This is a genomic window from Aggregatibacter actinomycetemcomitans DSM 8324, from assembly GCF_000372365.1.
In the GTDB taxonomy this organism is placed as follows: Bacteria; Pseudomonadota; Gammaproteobacteria; order Enterobacterales; family Pasteurellaceae; genus Aggregatibacter; species Aggregatibacter actinomycetemcomitans.
Map to the genome: position 1 here is coordinate 125,367 of NZ_AQUU01000003.1, position 19,182 is coordinate 144,548.

The window sequence follows — 19,182 nt, forward strand, 5'->3', positions numbered from 1 at the left end:
TTTCCTCCTTACAATCCTGTGAAGTAAAACACAAACGCCAACACAGAAATGCCGAAGCCGACAACGGTTAAACGTCCTGTTAACATGAAGCGGGTACGGGAAAGCGTGTTTTCAAACACACAAGCTAACACGAACACCACCAACAATTTCACGAAGAAGAAAACGGCGCCGAAAACGACCGCACTTATACTGAAATCCTGAGCCGCGCCGAATGGCAATAACACGCTCACAAAGATGGCGGCAACCACCATGGATTTTAAGCTCAAGCCGATTTTCAATAAGGCAAGGGACGGACCGGAATATTCGGTCAACGGACCTTCTTGTAATTCCTGTTCCGCTTCCGCTAAGTCGAATGGGATTTTACCCATTTCAATAAACACGGCGAAGAACGCGGCAACCAAGGCAACGACGGTGGCTATCGGGTATTGCCAGCTTTGATCCGCCAGTTGTGTGCCGATCACGGCAAAATTGGTGGAACCGGCGATTAACGCGATCACCAAAAACACCAACATTAAAATCGGTTCAACCAACACGCCTAAAGTCACTTCACGGCTTGCGCCCAAACTTGAGAAGGTGCTATTGGAATCCAACCCGGCGATGGAGAAGAAGAAACGGAACAACGCGAATAAATAAATCACGGTGATTAAATCGCTGCCTGCCCCGAAAGGCGAAACGCGGGTAAACAGCGGCAAACTCATCGCCACCACCATTACGGTGCTGATCAGCACATAAGGCATGATACGGGACACCGCACCGGCATTATCCGGCCAAATATTTTGCCGTTTCATTAATTTCGCAATGTCGCGATAATCCTGTAACACGCCCGGACCGCGACGGGATTGAATCCGTGCGCGGATCATACGTGAAATACCGGAGAATAACGGGGCAAGGGCAAGCAAAATCAAGGCTTGCACGATGGCTAATACAAACATTCCGGCGGATGTTGCAATTTCTGAAGGTAAAGTAATCATCACCAACCTCCTACATCAACGCAATGGAAAGCAGTAACGCCGCCAAGGCAATGACGAAATACACGCAATACACGCGGAAGTCGCCTTGTTGCAGCCATTGAATTTTGGTCCCCAGCCAAGGGATGAAATGCGCAATCGGCATGGTGACTTTTTCTTCCCAGAACGGTTCGGTTTTGGTTGCGCCTTTGATTAACGCCTGAACGCCTTTGTTGCCTAACGGCGCAGGATCCAACACTTCACGCAAGGTATAAAGCGGTTTGAAGATAGTGCGCAACGGACGGGTAAAACTGCCGGCAGATGCCGCCATATCCGCTTCATAGGCATAACCGCAAGCCCACGGATTGCCTTTGGCACGATCCGATAATCGTTGATTTTTGGTAAAAGCGTAATAGGTAAACGGCAGGAAGAAGAACGCCAACAGCATGATGGTCACCATCGGGGTAGAAAGCGCCGTATTCGGTTCGGCTTGCGCAACCACAATGCCGTTGTGTGCCAAGGTCATGGTTTCGGTATTGGCAAGTGCGGTGGAAATTTTCGCAATGATTGGAGTAACCACGGAAGCGCCCACGCCCAACAACACGCAACATAACGCCAAAATCGCCATGGCAATCACCATCGGTTTCGGCACTTCCCGTGCATTCGCCGCTTTTTCGCTACGCGGCGCGCCGCCGAAGCTGATACCGTACACTTTCACGAAACAGAGCGCGGCAAGCGCACCGGTTAAGGCAAGCATGATAATGGCAATCGGACCGGCAAGTTTTAACACGAAATCATCGCTTTGGCTTAAGCTGAACAAGGATTGATAAGTAAACCATTCACTGACGAAACCGTTAAACGGTGGCAATGCGGAAATCGCCATGGTACCGATTAAGAAACAAAAGGCGGTATATGGCATTAATTTACCTAAACCGCCCATTAAATCCATGTCTTTGGTATGTAACCGATACATCATGGAGCCGGCACCTAAGAACAATAAGCCTTTAAATACCGCATGGTTCAATAAGTGATACAAACCGCCGAGTAAGCCCACAGTGGCAAGCACCGGATGGTGTGTGGCGATACCGATCATGCCAACACCCACGCCCATCATGATGATGCCGATATTTTCGACGGTGTGGTATGCCAATAATTTTTTAATATCATGTTCGGCAAGGGCGTAAAGTACGCCAAGCACCGAAGACACCGCACCGAAGCCTAACACAATCACGCCGTACCACATATTGGTGGCACCTAACAGATCGATCCCCACTTTCACGATCCCGAAAATACCGATTTTCACCATCACGCCGGACATTAAGGCGGACGCATGAGAAGGTGCCGCCGGGTGGGCTTTCGGTAACCAGCTGTGTAACGGAATCATCCCCGCTTTCGCACCGAAACCGAGGAGCGCCAAAATAAACACGGTAAACGCAAGAGGTTCGGAAAGAGTGGTTTGACGGAAATCGCCGAATTCAAAACTGCCTGCATAGCAGTAGAAAATGAAGAAGGCGATCATAATTAATACGGAACCGGCATGAGCAATGAAGAAATACAATAAACCGGCATTCACCGCGTTGTCGTCTTGTTCCGTCAACACAAGGAAATAAGACGCCAACGACATCATTTCAAAAAAGACCAGGAAGTAGAACGCATTATCGCAGGTCACCAAGGCAACCATTGAGGCGATAAACAAATTCATAAAGAAACCCATCGAACCTGCGCCTTTGCCTTTATACTCTTTGACATAAGAGAAAGAGTAGAGTGCGCTCACCACAACCAACAAAGAAATCACACACACCATAAACGCCGCCAATCCGTCAATGCGGATTGAAAAATTGGCAAATTCAAACGGGGTTTGGAAAACATCAACGACAGGGTCGCTGCTGATAAGAACGGGGATGCAGGCAACAATGCCTAAAGCTCCACCAAGTACACCGGTCACGCCGGATATATTGATTGAAAGTTGTTCATTCCGACTCAAAATTAGCGAAATAAACGCACCGACGACATAAATCAACAGGGTCGTGATGAGTAAACTGATTGAATAACTCATAATTTCACTCCATTGATTAACGAGTAAAAAAATTATCTTGGAATAGCAGGTGAAGACATCATTGCCATTTCACGTTTTTTGCGGTTAGCTTCTTGAATACTCTCATCACTGATGATAAACAGGGTTTTGGTCGGACAGGTTTGAACGCACGCCGGTCCTTGTTCACGGAAATAGCACAGGTCGCATTTCACCGCAATGGCTTTCACGCCCGGTTGCCATGCTAGCATATTATGCAATTCCGAATTATCCGGCGCGGTGCGAATGTCACGTTTTACCGCATCAGTGAAAGTGAAACTTTCGTAGTATGCAGGCGCATCGATCGGTGCGCTGCCGTGTTGGGTAATCGCGCCGAACGGACAGGCGATACCGCACAGTTTACAACCGATACACAAACTTTCGTTGAGTTGAATGGTGTCGCCTTCATGTGTAATCGCGTGTACCGGGCAAACGGTGGCACACGGCGAGTCATCACAGTGACGACAAAGGATTGGAACGGTTATATCATCATTACGCATGACTTGTAACCGAGGATAAGATTGTAATCCGAAGGCTTTGTGCACTTCGCTACAAGCGGCCATACAGGTGTTGCATCCAATGCAATCTTTCGGATCACCGATAACAAAACGATTCATATTTTCCCCCTATAAAAAAGAGTTAGTCAAATAACCACCCTTTTCATAAGGATACTCTTGCCTAAAAATAAATCACATATAAAAGTTTTTATTCTTTGACAGAGATCATACTTTTTTTCATTTTTATAAAATACAGTAAATACAACAATATAACCGCAGTAAAATAAACTTTATCAAAATGACAACGGTGTTAATGATATTACTGTTTTGTAAAATTTTACTGCGAACATAAATAAGATTTATTATTAAATTCAAACAGATAGTTGAGACGCGGAGTAAAAAAGGAAGGCAACACATGGAAGGCATTGAATTACGCATCAAAGGCAAAGTGCAGGGCGTAGGATTTCGCCCCTTCGTCTGGCTATTGGCGAACCGACATAACCTGCGCGGCGATGTGAACAACGACGGACAAGGCGTATTAATCCGCCTGCTTGCGCCGACGGAACAGCAGCTTAAACACTTCCTGCACGACTTACAAACCCAACTGCCGCCCCTTGCCCTCATCACCGACATTCAACAGCATGAAAAACGCTGGGAAAATCCACCGCACTTTACAGGCTTTGAAATCCGCGAAAGCGAAAACAACGCCATGGACACCCAAATCGTGCCCGATGCTGCCACCTGCCCCGCCTGCTTGAACGACTTATTCGACCGGAACAATCGGCGCTATCACTACCCATTCACTAACTGTACCCACTGCGGTCCGCGCTTTACCATTATTAAAGCCATTCCTTACGATCGCAAAAATACTTCCATGGTGAGTTTCCCGCTGTGCGCCGATTGTGCCGCCGAATATAAAAACCCCGCCGACCGCCGTTTTCACGCCCAACCCAACGCCTGCCCCGTCTGCGGCCCGCACGTTTGGCTGGTGGACAAGCGCGGCAATCTTGCCGATGAAAAAACACCGATAAAAACCACCGCACTTTTATTACAACGAGGCAGGATCGTCGCCGTCAAAGGCATCGGCGGTTTCCACCTGGCTTGCGATGCCACCAACGCCAACGCCGTGCAATTACTGCGCGAACGCAAACGCCGCCCGACCAAACCGCTGGCGGTGATGGTGCCGGATTTGTCTTTTTTAACGGATTTAACGGAAGCGGAAACCACATTGCTGACAAGCACCGCCGCGCCTATTGTCTTGCTGGCAAAACACAAAGTGCCGTTGCTGGCGGAACAGATCGCGCCGAAACTCAACGAAATCGGCGTGATGTTGCCAAGCAACCCGCTGCAACATTTACTGTTACGGGAAGCCAACCGCCCGCTGGTGATGACCTCCGCTAACCCAAGCGCACAACCGCCGATTTTGGGTAACGAAAGTGCGGTCCAAAATTTAAGTGATTTGGCGGATTATTTTCTTTGTCATAACCGCGACATTTTGCAGCGCGCCGACGATTCCTTAGTTCGCGCCGCTTTCGACGGTACGGAAACCCTGCGTCGCGCACGCGGTTATGTACCTGACGAAACCCTGTTGGATCACCACAGTCCGCGCAATGTGCTGGCGCTCGGTTCCGATTTAAAAAACACCTTCTGTCTGTTGCGCCAAAATAAAGCCATCGTCAGCCAACACATTGGCGACACCGCCAACGAAAAAGTGCGGTCACAATTGGAAGCGAATATCGCCCTGTTTTGCCAAATCTACCAATTCAAGCCGGAACTTATCGCCATCGACGCACACCGCGGTTATTTCACCCACGAAGTAGGCAAACAACTGGCGGCGCAATACCAAATTCCTTATGTGGAAGTGTTACACCACCACGCCCACATCGTCAGCGTTATGGCAGAACACCATTGTCATGAACAAGTCATCAGGCTGGCGCTGGACGGCATCGGCATGGGTGAAAACGGGCAACTTTGGGGCGGCGAATGTCTGCTGGCAGATGAAAAAGCCGCGTACTATTTAGGCGGCTTACCTGCCGTCGCTCTGCCCGGCGGCGATCTTGCCGCCAAACAACCTTGGCGCAACTGGCTGGCACATTTACAACAATTCGTGCCAAATTGGCGAGACATCGTCGCCCAAACCTGCGCCGATCACGACTGGCAACTTCTCGCCACCGTCATTGAACGCAAAATTAACAGCCCGTTGATTTCTTCCGCCGGACGCTTCTTCGACGCCGTGGCATTCGGCTTAGGCATTACCCCGCCACAACTTAGCTGGGAAGGCGAAGCCGCCTGCCAATTAGAGGTGCTCGCCGAACAATCGGCGCGCGCCCGTTTGCCATTAAACGAAATCAATCTCCCGACCTTAATGCCGTTAAACAGCGAAAATAAATTGGATCTCGCCGTCTTCTGGCAAACCTGGCTCGCCCTCAACGCCTCCGCCGCCGACAAAGCCTTTATCTTCCATTACGCGTTGGCTGAAGGCTTCGCCATTCTCGCCCGCCAACAAGCCGAACGCCATGGTTGCAAAACCATCGTGTTATCGGGTGGCGTATGGCATAACCGATTATTACGCCGATTGGTAAGAGAAAATTTAGCGGAATTTAATGTGTTAAGCGCCCACCAATTCCCTATGGGCGATGGCGGCTTGAGTTTGGGGCAGGTAGTGATTGCCGGTCAATTCAACGAATCAAAAACAGAATAGTTCAAAATATTACAGTTGTATGCAATACGGTGGTTCACACATGAAGCGTTCAAAACATCGTTTATATTTCAATCTTGTAAAATGAGTGTCAAAATCTCTCGGAGAAACAAGATGCCATGGAAAGAAATGAATGCTATGGAGCAAAAAATATTATTTATTAACACATGCCTCTCAAAACTTGGGCAGATAAATTTTCCCATCAGCTTATGCGCTGTATGCTATAAAGCAAACCTCATCGCGAATTAACATCTCACGCCAACGGGCAAGCCGATAGACAACCTTGGTTAGTCTGTATAATCGGTAAATCCGTTTCCTTTAATTGCCCTAATATCGCCTTCAGCACTGACGACCAAGCTAAAAGTTGTTTACACCCGTCACCAATTTATCTTTCAGCTCCATGGCAGTAAAATTGAGCTTGAGTAAGTTTGTTGCAATATGGCAAGCCATGTTTTGATTAGCGTTTCTTTTCACTTTTCCGGTTTAGTATGTAGATGGTTCGATGTTTGAACCCGTTGAATAATGTTTACCCATGAAAATCTGTGCTTTAATTATGAGTCGGTTGTGGGATCCGATTGGGATATAGATTATAGATTAAAGTGCGGTTATTTTTCACCGCACTTTAATTGATTAGCTAAATTTCTTGAATATTGCTTTGGTCTGTTCACCTTTCTCTTCCCGCTCAACATCTTTTTCCAGTTCAGGAAGCACTTCTTCACGATACCATTTCGGATGGTGTTTTTTCGCCCAGCGAACAGTTACCCAACCTTCCACGATACCGGTGATGGAACCTTTTACCCAGAACGCCATGTACATGTGTACCAAAATACCGGTAAACAGCATAAAAGCACAGGCAGAATGCAGCAAGATGGCAATGCGTAGCACCGGAATGGAAAAGTGGTGTGAGAAGTATTGACGCCACATGATGATACCGGAACCCATTAAGGTAAACATGGCAAGGATCAGTGTCCAAAACAACATTTTTTGACCCAGGTTATATTTTCCGTTATCGGCAACGGCATGTTCATTACCTTTCAACACTTCAACAATGCCTTTCATCCAGCGAATATCGTTTTTCTCCGGAATATTGTGATGCCAATATAGTGAACATAAGAACACGAATGCAATAAACATCAAAATACCGGTGAACGGGTGAATGGCACGTGCCAGTTGCGGCGTACCGAGAATTTCCGTTAACCAGGCAAAATCGGGGAAGAAGAACGCCACCCCGGTAAATGTGGTTAAAAAGAAACTAATCACCAAGAACCAGTGACTTAGACGCGCAGGGACTCGATGGCGAATGATACGGGTATCATTGGTGATTTCAATTTTACTCTTATTCATCTTGAGTGCCCCCGCGTTCATCCTCACATTCTTCATGATGATCTTCCACATCTTCCTCAATATTCGGACCTACGACGAGGTAGTGACCGATTTCAGCAAGCGCCAAGCCTCCCATGGCAACCGCTGCGATCGGTTTCAGAATGTCTTTCCATAAGGTGACTGTCGGGTCGATGTGTGGATCCTTCGGCAGACCTTTATACAACTCCGGTTTGTCGGCGTGGTGTAATACATACATGACATGCGTCCCACCAACCCCTTCAGGGTCATAAAGTCCGGCGTTTTTGTAGCCACGGGATTTTAAATCGGCAATGCGTTGCTCTGCATACACTTTCATTTCTTCTTTGGAACCAAAACGAATCGCACCGGTCGGGCAGGTTTTCACGCAAGCCGGTTCTTGACCGACGGAAACGCGATCTACACAAAGCGTGCATTTATAGACACGGTTATCTTCCGTATTCATACGCGGAATATTAAACGGGCAGCCGGCGATGCAGTAACCGCAACCGATACATTTATCGGATTGGAAGTCCACAATTCCGTTGGCGTACTGAATAATCGCCCCCGGAGACGGGCAGGCCTTTAAGCAACCCGGCTCGGTGCAGTGCATACAACCGTCTTTACGAATTAACCATTCTAAACGATCATTTTCTTCCACTTCATTAAAGCGCATGACCGTCCATGCTTTTGCGTTAAGATCCACTGGATTATCATAAATACCGACACACTGTGCATTGACATCGGAACGAATATCGTTCCACTCCGAACAGCCTACCTGGCAGGCTTTACAACCGATACAGGTGGTGACGTCAATCAGTTTGGCCACTTCTACCTTGTGATCACGTGCACGTGGTGCCGGAGTTAACCCTGAAGTTGCGGAGATCTTAATAACATCCTGCGTTTGTACATCCATTGCTCTCATATTATGCGGCCTCCGCTATTTTTTCGACATTCACCAGGAAAGTCTTATATTCAGGGGTTTGTGTCACTGATTCACCCCAAGATGGCGTCAACGTGTTGGTTGAGAAACCTCTGTTACCTTTGCCATTTAATACTTTCATATTCCAGTGAATCGGAATGCCTACATGGTGTACCGTTTTGCCGTTAACTTCCAATGCTCTCAGGCGTTTGGTGACCATAGCAACGGCTTTAATATAGCCCCGTTTGGAGGTAATACGTACCATATCGCCTTTTTGGATACCTTTTTCTTCTGCCAATTTTTCACCGATTTCCACAAATTGTTGCGGTTGTGCGATGATGTTAATGGCAGATTGCGCGGTCCAACTGTGGAAATGTTCGGTTAGACGATAAGTTGTTGCCACAAACGGATATTCTTTATTTGAGCCGATAAACTCGCGATCTTCTTTGTAAATACGCACCGTCGGATCTGATACCACATTCGGATGAAGCGGATTCGTATCAATCGGACTTTCAATCGGTTCATAGTGTTCCGGGAACGGTCCGCTATTAATTTTATCAACGGCAAATAAGCGTCCAACACCTTCGGCTGACATCATAAATGGTCCAGTGTCGGAACCCGGCGGTTGAGTGCCGTAGTCGGCAATATCAAACCAGTTCCAGTTTTTACCGTTCCATTTGATCAGTTGACGGTGTTTATCCCAAGGATTACCGTTAATATCCAAAGAGGCGCGGCTATAAAGCACGCGGCGATTTGCCGGCCATGCAAAGCCCCAACCAAGAGTACAACCTAAACCGGACGGATCGGAATTATCGCGATTTTCCGTTTGGTTACCTTTCTCCGTCCATTGACCGACATATAACCAGTTCCCGGAGGTTGTCGTACCGTCATCTCGCAAGTGGGCAAAAGCGTTCAGCAATTGACCTTTTTTGTACATCAGATTGCCGTTGGCATCGTATAAATCTTCCAACGTATAACCGTTCAGTTCTTTGGCTAATTCTGTTGGTGACGGAGAATGCGGAATGTCATAGTTCCAAGTCATTGCTTCAAATGACTCAATACCGCGACCACCTTCGCTCTTGTAAAGCTTATGCATTTCTTCACGAATCATGGAGAAAATATCCGCATCCGGTAAGGCTTCACCCGGTTGGTCACAGGATTTTTGGTGCCATTGCGCCCAACGACCGGAGTTCGCGATGGAACCGTCTTCTTCTGCGAAACAGGTGGTCGGCAAACGGAAGACTTCCGTTTGAATTTTGGAAGAATCTACCTCGTTGGATTCACCGAAGTTTTTCCAGAATTCGGAGCTTTCGGTTTGTAGCGGATCCAACACGATCAAGTATTTCAACTTACTCATACCGGCAACGGTTTTGTTTTTGTTCGGCAAGGAGTTCAATACGTTGAAACCTTGTAAAATCCAACCGTGCATTTCGCCATCGTGCATCATTTTCACATGGGTAATCGGATCATATACGCGATCCACTTTTGGAAGATAATCAAAGCCCCAGCCGTTTTCTTTGGTCGCTTTATCGCCATAGAAGGTTTTCATCATACTAATGAAGAATTTCGGCGTATTACGATAGTAGTTAATTTGATTCGGCACGATGTCTTTCGGCGTAATCGCATTAATAAACTGATCGAATGAGCTTTCTTTTTCTGTCGGTAAACGCATATAGCCCGGCAGCATGGTCGGTAATAAGCCCATATCGGTAGTACCCTGTACGTTAGAGTGACCGCGCAAGGCGTTAATTCCGCCCCCCGGCATACCGATATTGCCCAATAACAATTGGATCATCGCCATGGAGCGAATATTTTGCGTACCGATAGTGTGTTCGGTAAAGCCTAACGCGTACAAATGCGTCATGGTTTTATTTGGTGCAGAGGTTTTACCGATTTCTTCACAAATTTGTAAGAACAGTTTTTGTTTTACACCGGTAATATTTTCAACCACTTCGGGCGTGTAACGGGCAACGTGTTCTTTCAAGACATTAATTACGCAATGTGGATCCTGCAACGTCATATCACGTTTCGGATGGCCGTTTTCATCAAATTGGTAGTTCCAAGTGGATTTATCGTAACTGTGTTTTTCCTCGTTAAAGCCTGAGAATAAACCGTCTTCAAATTTGTAACCTTCGTTTACCAAATAAGAGGCGTTAGTGTAATGTTTTACATATTCATATTGAATCTGATTGGTTTCCAGCAAATAACGAATCACACCCATTAAGAATGCAATGTCAGAGCCGGAACGAATTGGCGCATGTAAATCGGCAACAGAAGCCGTACGGTTAAAGCGCGGATCCACAACGATGATTTTCGCACCGTTTTTCTTCGCTTCAATTGCCCAACGGAAGCCAACAGGGTGGGCCTCGGCAGGGTTACCGCCCTGAACAAGAATAAGATTGGCATTTTTTATATCAACCCAGTTATTTGTCATGGCACCGCGACCAAATGATGGAGCAAGACTTGCTACCGTTGGTCCGTGTCAAGTATTCGCTTGGTTACATACCGGCAGCATCCCCAACATTCGAATCCACTTATGAGTTAGCAGCGCGGCTTCATTACTGATTGCCGATGCAGTCATGATACCCGTAGTGGCCCAACGGTTAACGATATTGCCTGCTTCATTTTTCTCGACAAAGTTGGCATCGCGGTCATCTTTCATCAGGCGGGCGATGCGCTTAACCGCATCATGCCAGGAAAGGCGTTCCCATTTGTCGGAGCCTGGTGCGCGATATTGCGGATATAAGGCGCGGCTTTCACTATTGACAAAGTCTAATGCGCCGGCACCTTTAGGGCACAATGCGCCACGACTGATCGGGTGATCCGGGTCACCTTCAATATGGAATAATTTAGAACGGGTATTGGTACTCGTATGACTACTTAATGTTATTGGATGGTGTCCCTGTACTGTACATCAACATACCGCAGCTTACGGCACAGTAAGTACAGGTTTGGCGTGATTCTTTGGCACGCAATAATTTATATTCGCGTGGTGCCGCCAAGGCTGTTGATGGCGCAAAGCCTAACATCGCAATGGATGTTCCCGCCATTCCTCCGGCACAGACCTTAAAGAATTTTCTTCTACTGATCTGCATAAATACTCCCCACATCGACAAAGAATGTTTTGTCGACCTCTTTTTTGATAGTTATAAATTCGTATCTGAGTAGATAATTTACGATCGGTTTTGTTAAAATCACATGATATTTAAGCAAAATCGAAGCTAAATAAATGATGTGATATGTTAAATATCTGTTATACATTTGTTAGCGGTGGGTAGAATACCTATTTTTTCTACGGAAATCTATAAGTAATAATAGTTATAATGGGATAAAATTTTGAACTGGATCACAAAAAAAGTAATTTTTTTTATCAAAAAATTAACAAATGAGAAACAAAATCAAAACACAATCATCATCTCCGAGAAACAAGAAACCCTCGCAAAAGAGGTGCCTGTGGCGCTGGTTTATAATGATATTTCCCATACGGTAATGATGTGTTCGCCCCGTGATTTAGAGGATTTCGCTATGGGATTTTCGCTATCGGAAGGCATTATTGAAAAACCGAGTGATATTTATAGTATTGATATTGAAGAAGTTTGTAATGGTATTGAAGCCAGAGTCGAATTAGCCACCCGCTGTTTTGTGGCGCTGAAAGATCATCGCCGCACCTTAACCGGGCGAACCGGTTGCGGCATTTGCGGCGCAGAGCAGTTGCAACAGGTTTATAAAAACGTCGCCAAATTAGACCGCACTTTAACCTTCGATGTGGCGCAGCTGGACGATTGTTTAGAGCAATTGCAGAAATCGCAGGAACTGGGCAAACAAACGGGTTCCACACACGCCGCCGGTTTCTTTTCTTTGGAAGGGAGCTTGCTTGCTATTCGTGAAGATGTGGGGCGTCATGTGGCGTTGGATAAATTATTGGGCTGGCACGCCAAAGCAGGGAAGCCGCAAGGTTTTATCGTCGTCACCAGCCGTGCCAGTTATGAAATGGTGCAAAAAACCGTGTCTGCTGGCGTGGAAATATTGGTGGCGATTTCGGCTTCCACGGATTTGGCGGTGCAAATGGCGGAGCAATATAACTTAACCCTGATCGGTTTTGCCAGAGCAGGGCGCGCCACAGTTTACAGCGGCAGAGAACGGTTACGGATTTGTGATTAATGCTGCCTTGGACTAAAATAACGTCATGTATTTACGGCACTTTTTCCTATGAATAAAAATAAACGTCCTACCTTACAAGACATTGCCGATTATCTTGGCATCACGAAAATGACCATCAGCCGCTATTTGCGCAATCCCGATTCCGTGGCGAACGGCACGCAGGCGCGTATTGCGGAAGCCATTGAACGTTTCGGTTACATTCCTAATCGCGCGCCGGATATTTTGTCGAATGCCAAGAGTCGGGCAATCGGCGTGTTGGTACCGTCGCTGACCAACCAGGTGTTCGCCAATGTGATTCGTGGTATTGAACAGGTGACCGATAAAGCGGGCTATCAAACCATGTTAGCGCACTATGGCTACAGCGAAGAAAAAGAAGAGCAGCGCATTGAAAGCCTGCTTTCCTATAACGTGGACGGCATTATTTTGTCGGAAAGTCATCATTCCGAAAGAACCAAAAAAATGCTGAAAATAGCGAATATTCCAGTGATTGAAATTATGGATACGACCGAAGTGGGCATTCAGCAAGTCGTCGGCTTTGATAATATTGCGGCGGCACAGGCCATGGTGGAAACCATGATTAATCGCGGACATCGCAATGTGGCATATTTTGCTGCCCGTCAGGACAAACGCACCCGATTACGTCAACAGGGCTATGAAAATGCCATGACAAAGCATCAATTAACGCCACAGGTGATCGCCACCAAAGCGCATTCTTCTTTTACCTTGGGCGGAGAATTGTTACATCAGGCGCTCGCCAAATTTCCACAGTTGGACGGTATTTTTTGCACCAATGATGACATCGCCATCGGCGCGATTTTCGAATGCCGGCGTTTAGGTATTAAGGTTCCTGCACAAATCGCCGTGGCAGGCTTTCACGGACACGACGTGGGGCAATCCATCACGCCGCAACTTGCCACGGTCATCACCCCGCGTCTGGAAATCGGGCGAATTGCCGCGCAGGAATTACTGGCGCGCATTAACGATATTCCGGCGCAAAGTGCGATTATTAACTTGGGTTATCAGATTCATTTGGGCGAAAGCATTTAAAAGTGCGGTAATTTTTTCAAGCGTTTTTCAATCGCAAAAACACTTAGAAAAACAACCGCACTTTTTGCCTTAGGAAAGATAAGGTTTCAGTGCCTGAACGCAACGCTCGACGACCTCTTCAAAAGAGGCATCAATATCAGCGGGAATGACATCCGGTTCATCTGCTCCTGGCACTTCCAGTGTATCAAATTGGCTTTTCAACATGGATTCTTTCATATAATGCCCTTTGCGTTGGCGCATACGTTCCAGAATCACATCATAAGATCCTTGTAAAAAGAGAAACTTCACGTTGCGGTTGCCGTCACGGATTTGGTCACGATATTTCTTCTTGAGGGCGGAACAAACGATAATGCCCACCTCGCTTTTTTGCTCCAAACTAAAGGCGGCATCCCGAATACGCTCCAACCAAGGCGCCCGATCTTCATCATTGAGCGGATGTCCTTCGCCCATTTTTATGATATTGGCGCGCGGGTGCAGATCATCGCCATCAATCAGTTTTATCCCCAAACGACGTGCTACTTCCGTCCCCACTGATGTTTTTCCTGTACTGGAAACTCCCATTAAAATAATGCTTTTGCCTGTTGCCATTGTGATTTCCTTTTTCGTGAAATTCTGAATCAGCTTAGCTTAACGTAAAAATGTTATCGGTAACAATATTTATATGATAAAAAATGCCATTCATTGCTGAATATGTCGCATAAATATAATTTTTTGTGATTGTGATCACATTTTTAAACGCTGTTTATTTACCAAAAGTCGGCAAAAAGGTATGTTACCGATAACATTATCAACATAAGGAATTATTATGTTAATTTTTATTATGATCGCAGCAGTGCTTTTACTTCTGCTATTAATTATCAAATTTAAAATGCATGCCTTTGTGGCGTTAATTTTAGTCAGTTTATTGACCGCACTTGCTGCAGGAATTGCCGTGGATAAAATCCTGCCGACCATGTTAACCGGCTTCGGTAACACCTTGGCGTCTGTAGCGTTATTAGTCGGTTTGGGCACCATGATCGGGCGTTTATTGGAAGTCACCGGCGGGGCAAAAGTGCTTGCGGATACGTTGATTAATAAATTCGGTGAAAAGAAAGCGCCTTTTGCGCTGGGGATTGCCGCGTTGCTGTTCGGCTTCCCGATTTTCTTTGATGCGGGCTTGGTGGTGATGTTACCCATCGTTTTTAGCGTCGCAAAACGTTTCAGTGGTTCCGTCTTACGTTATGCCTTCCCGGTTGCCGGTGCTTTTGCGGTCATGCACGCGTTTTTACCGCCGCATCCGGGTCCGGTGGCTTCCGGTGATTTGCTCGGCGTGAATATGGGCTTGATGGTGATTGTTGGCTTAATTTGCGCGATCCCGACCTGGTACATCGGTACTTATTTGTTCAGTATGTACATCAGCAAAAAGTTTTTTGTTGAATTGCCGAAGACCTTTTTGAACACCGCCGCCATCAGTGAAACCGCCGTGCAAAATCCACCGGCGTTTGGGCGCGTTCTGTTTATTTTGGTTTTACCGATTTTCCTTATTTTGTTTGATACCGGGTTAAATGCTCTCAGTGTGGCAAAAGTGATTGACGGTTCTTCCTTGTGGGTCGAAAGCCTGCGCCTCATCGGCAAAACCCCGATCGCGTTATTAATCACATTATTAATTGCCATTGCCTTATTGCGCGGAGAACGCAGTTATGAACAAATCGAAAGTCTTTGTAACAGTGCCTTGGGTCCGATTTGCTCCATTATTTTAGTGACCGGTGCGGGCGGTATGTTCGGGGGCGTATTGCGCGCCAGCGGCATCGGCGATGAGTTATCCGCCATGTTGTCAAATACCGGTATGCCGATCATCATCGCCGCCTTTATTATTTCCATGGCATTGCGCGTGGCACAAGGTTCGGCAACGGTAGCCCTGACTACCGCAGCCGCATTAATCGCCCCAACCGTTGCCGCCGCAACCGATCTCAGCCAATTGGATTTATGTTTTATCGTGATTGCCATTGCCTCCGGCGCCACTGTATTCTCCCATGTGAACGACAGCGGTTTCTGGTTAATGAGCCGTTTCTTGGAAATGGATACCAAAACCACCTTAAAAACCTGGACCATGTTGGAAACTTCCATCGGCTTCGTCGGTTTTATCATCGCCTTAATCGGTAGCATCATTTTCTAACTTTATTTATTCACTAAAAGCGCATCATCATGGTGCGCTTTTTCATTTCAAAAACACCGGCAAAAACGACCGCACTTTTTCTCCATTCCTTTTCTTTCATTGTATTTTGAGGAGAAATCGCTATAATTCAGCCTGTACAAAAAAACAGTATTAATGAGTGATAAGGTATGGATTTTGCAGAATTATTAGACGGGCTGAACGATAAACAACGGGAGGCGGTGAGTGCGCCCTTGGGGAATTATTTGGTGCTGGCGGGGGCGGGGAGCGGTAAAACCCGCGTGCTGACAAACCGTATCGCGTGGTTGATTGGGGTTGAAGGCATTTCCGAGGGCAGTATTATGGCGGTGACCTTTACCAACAAAGCCGCCGCAGAAATGCGTCATCGTATTGAATCCGTGTTATCCGATGGCAATCAACGCCTGTTCGGTATGTGGGTCGGCACCTTTCACAGCATTGCCCATCGATTGCTGCGCGCCCATCACCTTGACGCGGATTTGCCGCAGGATTTCCAGATTTTGGATTCGGAAGATCAGCTGCGTTTAATCAAACGCTTAATGAAACTGCACAGTTTCGACGAAAAAAGTTTCCCGCCGAAGCAAGCTTGTTGGTACATCAATAATAAAAAAGACGAAGGGCTGCGCCCGAATCAAATTGATGATCATAATGATCGTCAGGAACGCGAATGGATCAAAATTTATCAAATTTATCAGGATGCCTGTGATCGTGCCGGGCTGGTGGATTTTGCCGAAATTTTATTACGTTCTTACGAACTTTTTTTACACAAGCCGCTGATTTTGCAACGTTATCAACAACGTTTTCAGCATATTTTGGTGGATGAGTTCCAAGATACCAACAAGATTCAATATGAATGGATTCGCTTGCTGGCAGGTAAAACCGGAAAAGTGATGATTGTGGGTGATGACGACCAGTCTATTTACGGCTGGCGCGGTGCAAAAATTGAGAATATTCAGCTGTTTTTAAAGGATTTTGCCAACGCACAAACCATTCGTCTGGAACAAAATTACCGTTCCACCATGAACATTTTGCAAGCCGCCAATGAATTGATCGTCAACAACAGCAATCGCTTGGGGAAAAATTTGTGGTCGGAAGGCAATCAGGGCGAACCGGTGGGCATTTATGCCGCTTTCAATGAATTGGATGAAGCATTGTTTGTGGCTTCGCAAATCAAGACTTGGGTTGAAGACGGCGGCAAATTAAATGATTGTGCCATTTTATACCGAAGCAACAGCCAGTCACGGGTCATTGAAGAAGCGCTGATTCGTTCGCAAATTCCGTATCGTATTTACGGCGGGATGCGTTTCTTTGAACGGCAGGAAATTAAAGATGCCTTGGCTTATTTGCGCTTAATTGCCAATCGACAGGACGATGCCGCCTTTGAGCGGGTCATTAATACGCCACCGCGTGGCATTGGCGATCGTACGTTGGATACTTTGCGCAATCTTACCCGTGAACATCAAATCACCTTATGGCAAGCCACCAACTTAGCGCTTCAGGAGAACAAACTCGCCGGACGCGCCGCCACAGCGTTGTTGCGCTTTATGGAGTTAATTAATTCTTTGCAGCGGGACACGGAAGAAATGCCGCTGTTTGCGCAAACGGATTTTGTGATTAAACATTCCGGCTTGTATCAAATGTACAAACAGGAAAAGGGCGAAAAAGGGGAGGTGCGTATTGAAAACCTGGAAGAATTGGTGTCTGCCGCCCGTGAATTTATCAAACCTGAAGACGCGGAAGATATGACGGATCTGACGGCATTTTTAACTCACGCTTCATTGGAGGCGGGCGAGGAGCAGGCTGCGCCACATCAGGCTTGCGTCGAAATGATGACGCTGCATTCGGTAAAAGGCTTGGAGTTTCCGCGTGTTTTCATGATTGGCGTGGAAGAAGGATTATTCCCGAGTTTCCGTTCTTTTGAAGAAGCGGGGCGTCTGGAAGAAGAGCGCCGTTTGGCATACGTCGGGATTACTCGCGCCAAGCAGAAACTCACCATTTCTTATGCGGAAAGCCGCCGTTTATATGGCAAGGAAGAACGTCATTTGCCTTCCCGTTTTATCACCGAATTACCCCAGCAATGTTTGCAGGAAATCCGTTTACGCGGTACCGTTACCCGTGCGTTAAATCAAGCGAAAATCGGAAGTGTTGCGCCGGTTGTAGGGGGAAGCGAATGGAAAATGGGGCAGAAAGTGAAACACGAAAAATTCGGTTTCGGTACGGTGATCAATGTGGAAGGTGCAGACAACAATTTACGCCTGCAAATTGCTTTCCAGAATCAGGGCATTAAATGGTTGATTGCCCATTTGGCGAAGTTGGAGAAAGTATAATTTTTGCTTTGTTGTCGATGAGAAAAAAGTGCGGTCATAAAAAACAATGTTTTTTAACGTTAGCTTTGACAACGGCCTCCAAGGGGTGAATAAATTACCTCAGTGATTTATGAATAATTTTACGGGCACTTTTTAGGGTATCTGTATTTGCTCGGTTGTCCGCCAAAAGGTTGCAAATCTGGGTTTACCTTTATTGGTTAAACCGCGATATTTATACGTAATGACGGCGCCGATCGGGGGCGGGTTAATGCGATCATCCAACTTGAAACCCGAACCGATTTTGAATTGCCCTCGATGGTTTTCGCAAGTGAGCGATCCCATCACACTTTCAAACTGCCCTTTGCCTTTGTGGTGGGCGACAACGGTGCATTCTTCGTCAAGTGCGGTCTTTAATTTGAGTATTTGCGAACTACGTTTTCTTTCGTAGGGCGCATTAGGATTGCGAATGACAATGCCTTCGCCTTTGAGCTGTTCCACCTGGTGCAAAAATTGCTGAATATGTTGTGGGCTCTCAATAGGAATCTGTTCAATAATTTCAATATAGTCGCTTGGGTTTTGCGCCAAATAGGTTTTTAATTGTGCCAAGCGGGCAAATAAGTTTCCTTCAGCGTCAGGCACATCAAAGACATACAGCTTTAATTTATGCCAGCCTTTGTCCTGATAAGCGCGAACAATAGAAGAAATGTCGGCAAATTGATCACGTTGACTAAATAATTCGCCATCAATGGCAAAAGGCGGGAATTTTTCCAGAAAGTAAGTGGGCGGACTAAGTTGCACGCCACCGCGGGTAAACATTTGTTTGCCGTCCCAGTAGCCGCGTACACCGTCTAATTTTTCGCTCATGACCCATCCTGTCACATTTTGGTTCTTATAGCTTTATAACAGCATTAAATCCGGTTTTTCTGCGTAACAAAAAAGGCTGAAAAAGCAGAGGGTGAGAAGCAGTTTAAAATGACGCATACGGGTACCTTTAAATAAAAAAGGAGCATAGGTAAAGGCGCGCT

General features: G+C 46.5%; 11 protein-coding genes and 2 pseudogenes. 5 read left to right on the top strand and 8 right to left on the bottom strand.

Translation table 11 applies throughout. The annotated features are described in order from the left end of the window. Positions 1 to 8: 8 nt before the first annotated feature. From A3CS_RS0102645 to A3CS_RS0102655, 3 genes are read right to left on the bottom strand one after another with little or no spacing between them, the layout of a single operon-like run. Entirely contained in the window at positions 9 to 971 is a 963-nt protein-coding gene (locus A3CS_RS0102645; protein WP_005547331.1) for a respiratory chain complex I subunit 1 family protein, read from the bottom strand. Positions 972 to 981: 10 nt separating this feature from the next. Then, positions 982 to 3,003, bottom strand: coding sequence for a hydrogenase 4 subunit B (hyfB, locus tag A3CS_RS0102650; RefSeq protein WP_005569887.1), 2,022 nt, complete (start codon positions 3,001 to 3,003; stop codon positions 982 to 984). Between the two features lie 32 nt (positions 3,004 to 3,035). Further along, on the bottom strand, positions 3,036 to 3,635 hold the full coding sequence (locus A3CS_RS0102655) for a 4Fe-4S dicluster domain-containing protein (protein ID WP_005547326.1): 600 nt from the start codon (positions 3,633 to 3,635) through the stop codon (positions 3,036 to 3,038). A 295-nt stretch (positions 3,636 to 3,930) separates the two neighbouring features. Here A3CS_RS0102655 and hypF point away from each other — a divergent pair, with 295 nt between their 5' ends. Then, positions 3,931 to 6,216, top strand: a complete 2,286-nt coding sequence (hypF, locus tag A3CS_RS0102660) for a carbamoyltransferase HypF (RefSeq protein ID WP_019518213.1) — start codon at positions 3,931 to 3,933, stop codon at positions 6,214 to 6,216. Positions 6,217 to 6,843: 627 nt separating this feature from the next. Here hypF and A3CS_RS0102670 read toward each other — a convergent pair. The 3 genes and pseudogenes from A3CS_RS0102670 to fdnG form a co-directional block, all read right to left on the bottom strand. Next, positions 6,844 to 7,557, bottom strand: coding sequence for a formate dehydrogenase subunit gamma (locus A3CS_RS0102670; RefSeq protein WP_005542205.1), 714 nt, complete (start codon positions 7,555 to 7,557; stop codon positions 6,844 to 6,846). Beyond that, a complete protein-coding gene (gene fdxH / locus A3CS_RS0102675) occupies positions 7,550 to 8,476 on the bottom strand; it encodes a formate dehydrogenase subunit beta (protein ID WP_005547320.1) in 927 nt (308 codons plus the stop codon). The genes A3CS_RS0102670 and fdxH overlap by 8 nt, the downstream gene beginning before the upstream one ends. A 1-nt stretch (position 8,477) precedes the next feature. Continuing rightward, positions 8,478 to 11,568, bottom strand: a pseudogene (gene fdnG, locus A3CS_RS0102680) (formate dehydrogenase-N subunit alpha). Positions 11,569 to 11,809: 241 nt separating this feature from the next. On the opposite strand from fdnG, the gene fdhD reads away from it, so the two are divergent. Together fdhD and gntR are read left to right on the top strand one after the other, a co-directional pair. Continuing rightward, entirely contained in the window at positions 11,810 to 12,634 is an 825-nt protein-coding gene (gene fdhD, locus A3CS_RS0102690) for a formate dehydrogenase accessory sulfurtransferase FdhD (protein WP_005588526.1), read from the top strand. Between the two features lie 48 nt (positions 12,635 to 12,682). Next, on the top strand, positions 12,683 to 13,681 hold the full coding sequence (gene gntR, locus A3CS_RS0102695; protein ID WP_005547307.1) for a gluconate operon transcriptional repressor GntR: 999 nt from the start codon (positions 12,683 to 12,685) through the stop codon (positions 13,679 to 13,681). A gap of 69 nt (positions 13,682 to 13,750) precedes the next feature. On the opposite strand, the gene A3CS_RS0102700 is transcribed toward gntR, so the two are convergent. Further along, entirely contained in the window at positions 13,751 to 14,269 is a 519-nt protein-coding gene (locus A3CS_RS0102700; protein ID WP_005547305.1) for a gluconokinase, read from the bottom strand. Positions 14,270 to 14,486: 217 nt separating this feature from the next. On the opposite strand from A3CS_RS0102700, the gene A3CS_RS0102705 reads away from it, so the two are divergent. Both A3CS_RS0102705 and uvrD read left to right on the top strand, forming a co-directional pair. Further along, on the top strand, positions 14,487 to 15,836 hold the full coding sequence (locus tag A3CS_RS0102705) for a GntP family permease (protein ID WP_019518215.1): 1,350 nt from the start codon (positions 14,487 to 14,489) through the stop codon (positions 15,834 to 15,836). Between the two features lie 167 nt (positions 15,837 to 16,003). After that, complete coding sequence (gene uvrD, locus A3CS_RS0102710) at positions 16,004 to 18,178, top strand: DNA helicase II (protein ID WP_005547302.1); 2,175 nt, start codon at positions 16,004 to 16,006, stop codon at positions 18,176 to 18,178. Positions 18,179 to 18,310: 132 nt separating this feature from the next. On the opposite strand, the pseudogene A3CS_RS0102715 reads toward uvrD, so the two are convergent. Continuing rightward, positions 18,311 to 19,138: pseudogene (locus tag A3CS_RS0102715) on the bottom strand (DNA ligase). Positions 19,139 to 19,182: the final 44 nt, after the last annotated feature.

Coding starts and splice junctions, on each gene's coding strand:
- A3CS_RS0102670 (WP_005542205.1), bottom strand. CDS start 7,557: ATGAATAAGAGTAAAATTGAAATCACCAATGATACCCGTATCATTCGC.
- A3CS_RS0102655 (WP_005547326.1), bottom strand. CDS start 3,635: ATGAATCGTTTTGTTATCGGTGATCCGAAAGATTGCATTGGATGCAAC.
- hyfB (WP_005569887.1), bottom strand. CDS start 3,003: ATGAGTTATTCAATCAGTTTACTCATCACGACCCTGTTGATTTATGTC.
- gntR (WP_005547307.1), top strand. CDS start 12,683: ATGAATAAAAATAAACGTCCTACCTTACAAGACATTGCCGATTATCTT.
- fdxH (WP_005547320.1), bottom strand. CDS start 8,476: ATGAGAGCAATGGATGTACAAACGCAGGATGTTATTAAGATCTCCGCA.
- uvrD (WP_005547302.1), top strand. CDS start 16,004: ATGGATTTTGCAGAATTATTAGACGGGCTGAACGATAAACAACGGGAG.
- A3CS_RS0102645 (WP_005547331.1), bottom strand. CDS start 971: ATGATTACTTTACCTTCAGAAATTGCAACATCCGCCGGAATGTTTGTA.
- A3CS_RS0102705 (WP_019518215.1), top strand. CDS start 14,487: ATGTTAATTTTTATTATGATCGCAGCAGTGCTTTTACTTCTGCTATTA.
- A3CS_RS0102700 (WP_005547305.1), bottom strand. CDS start 14,269: ATGGCAACAGGCAAAAGCATTATTTTAATGGGAGTTTCCAGTACAGGA.
- hypF (WP_019518213.1), top strand. CDS start 3,931: ATGGAAGGCATTGAATTACGCATCAAAGGCAAAGTGCAGGGCGTAGGA.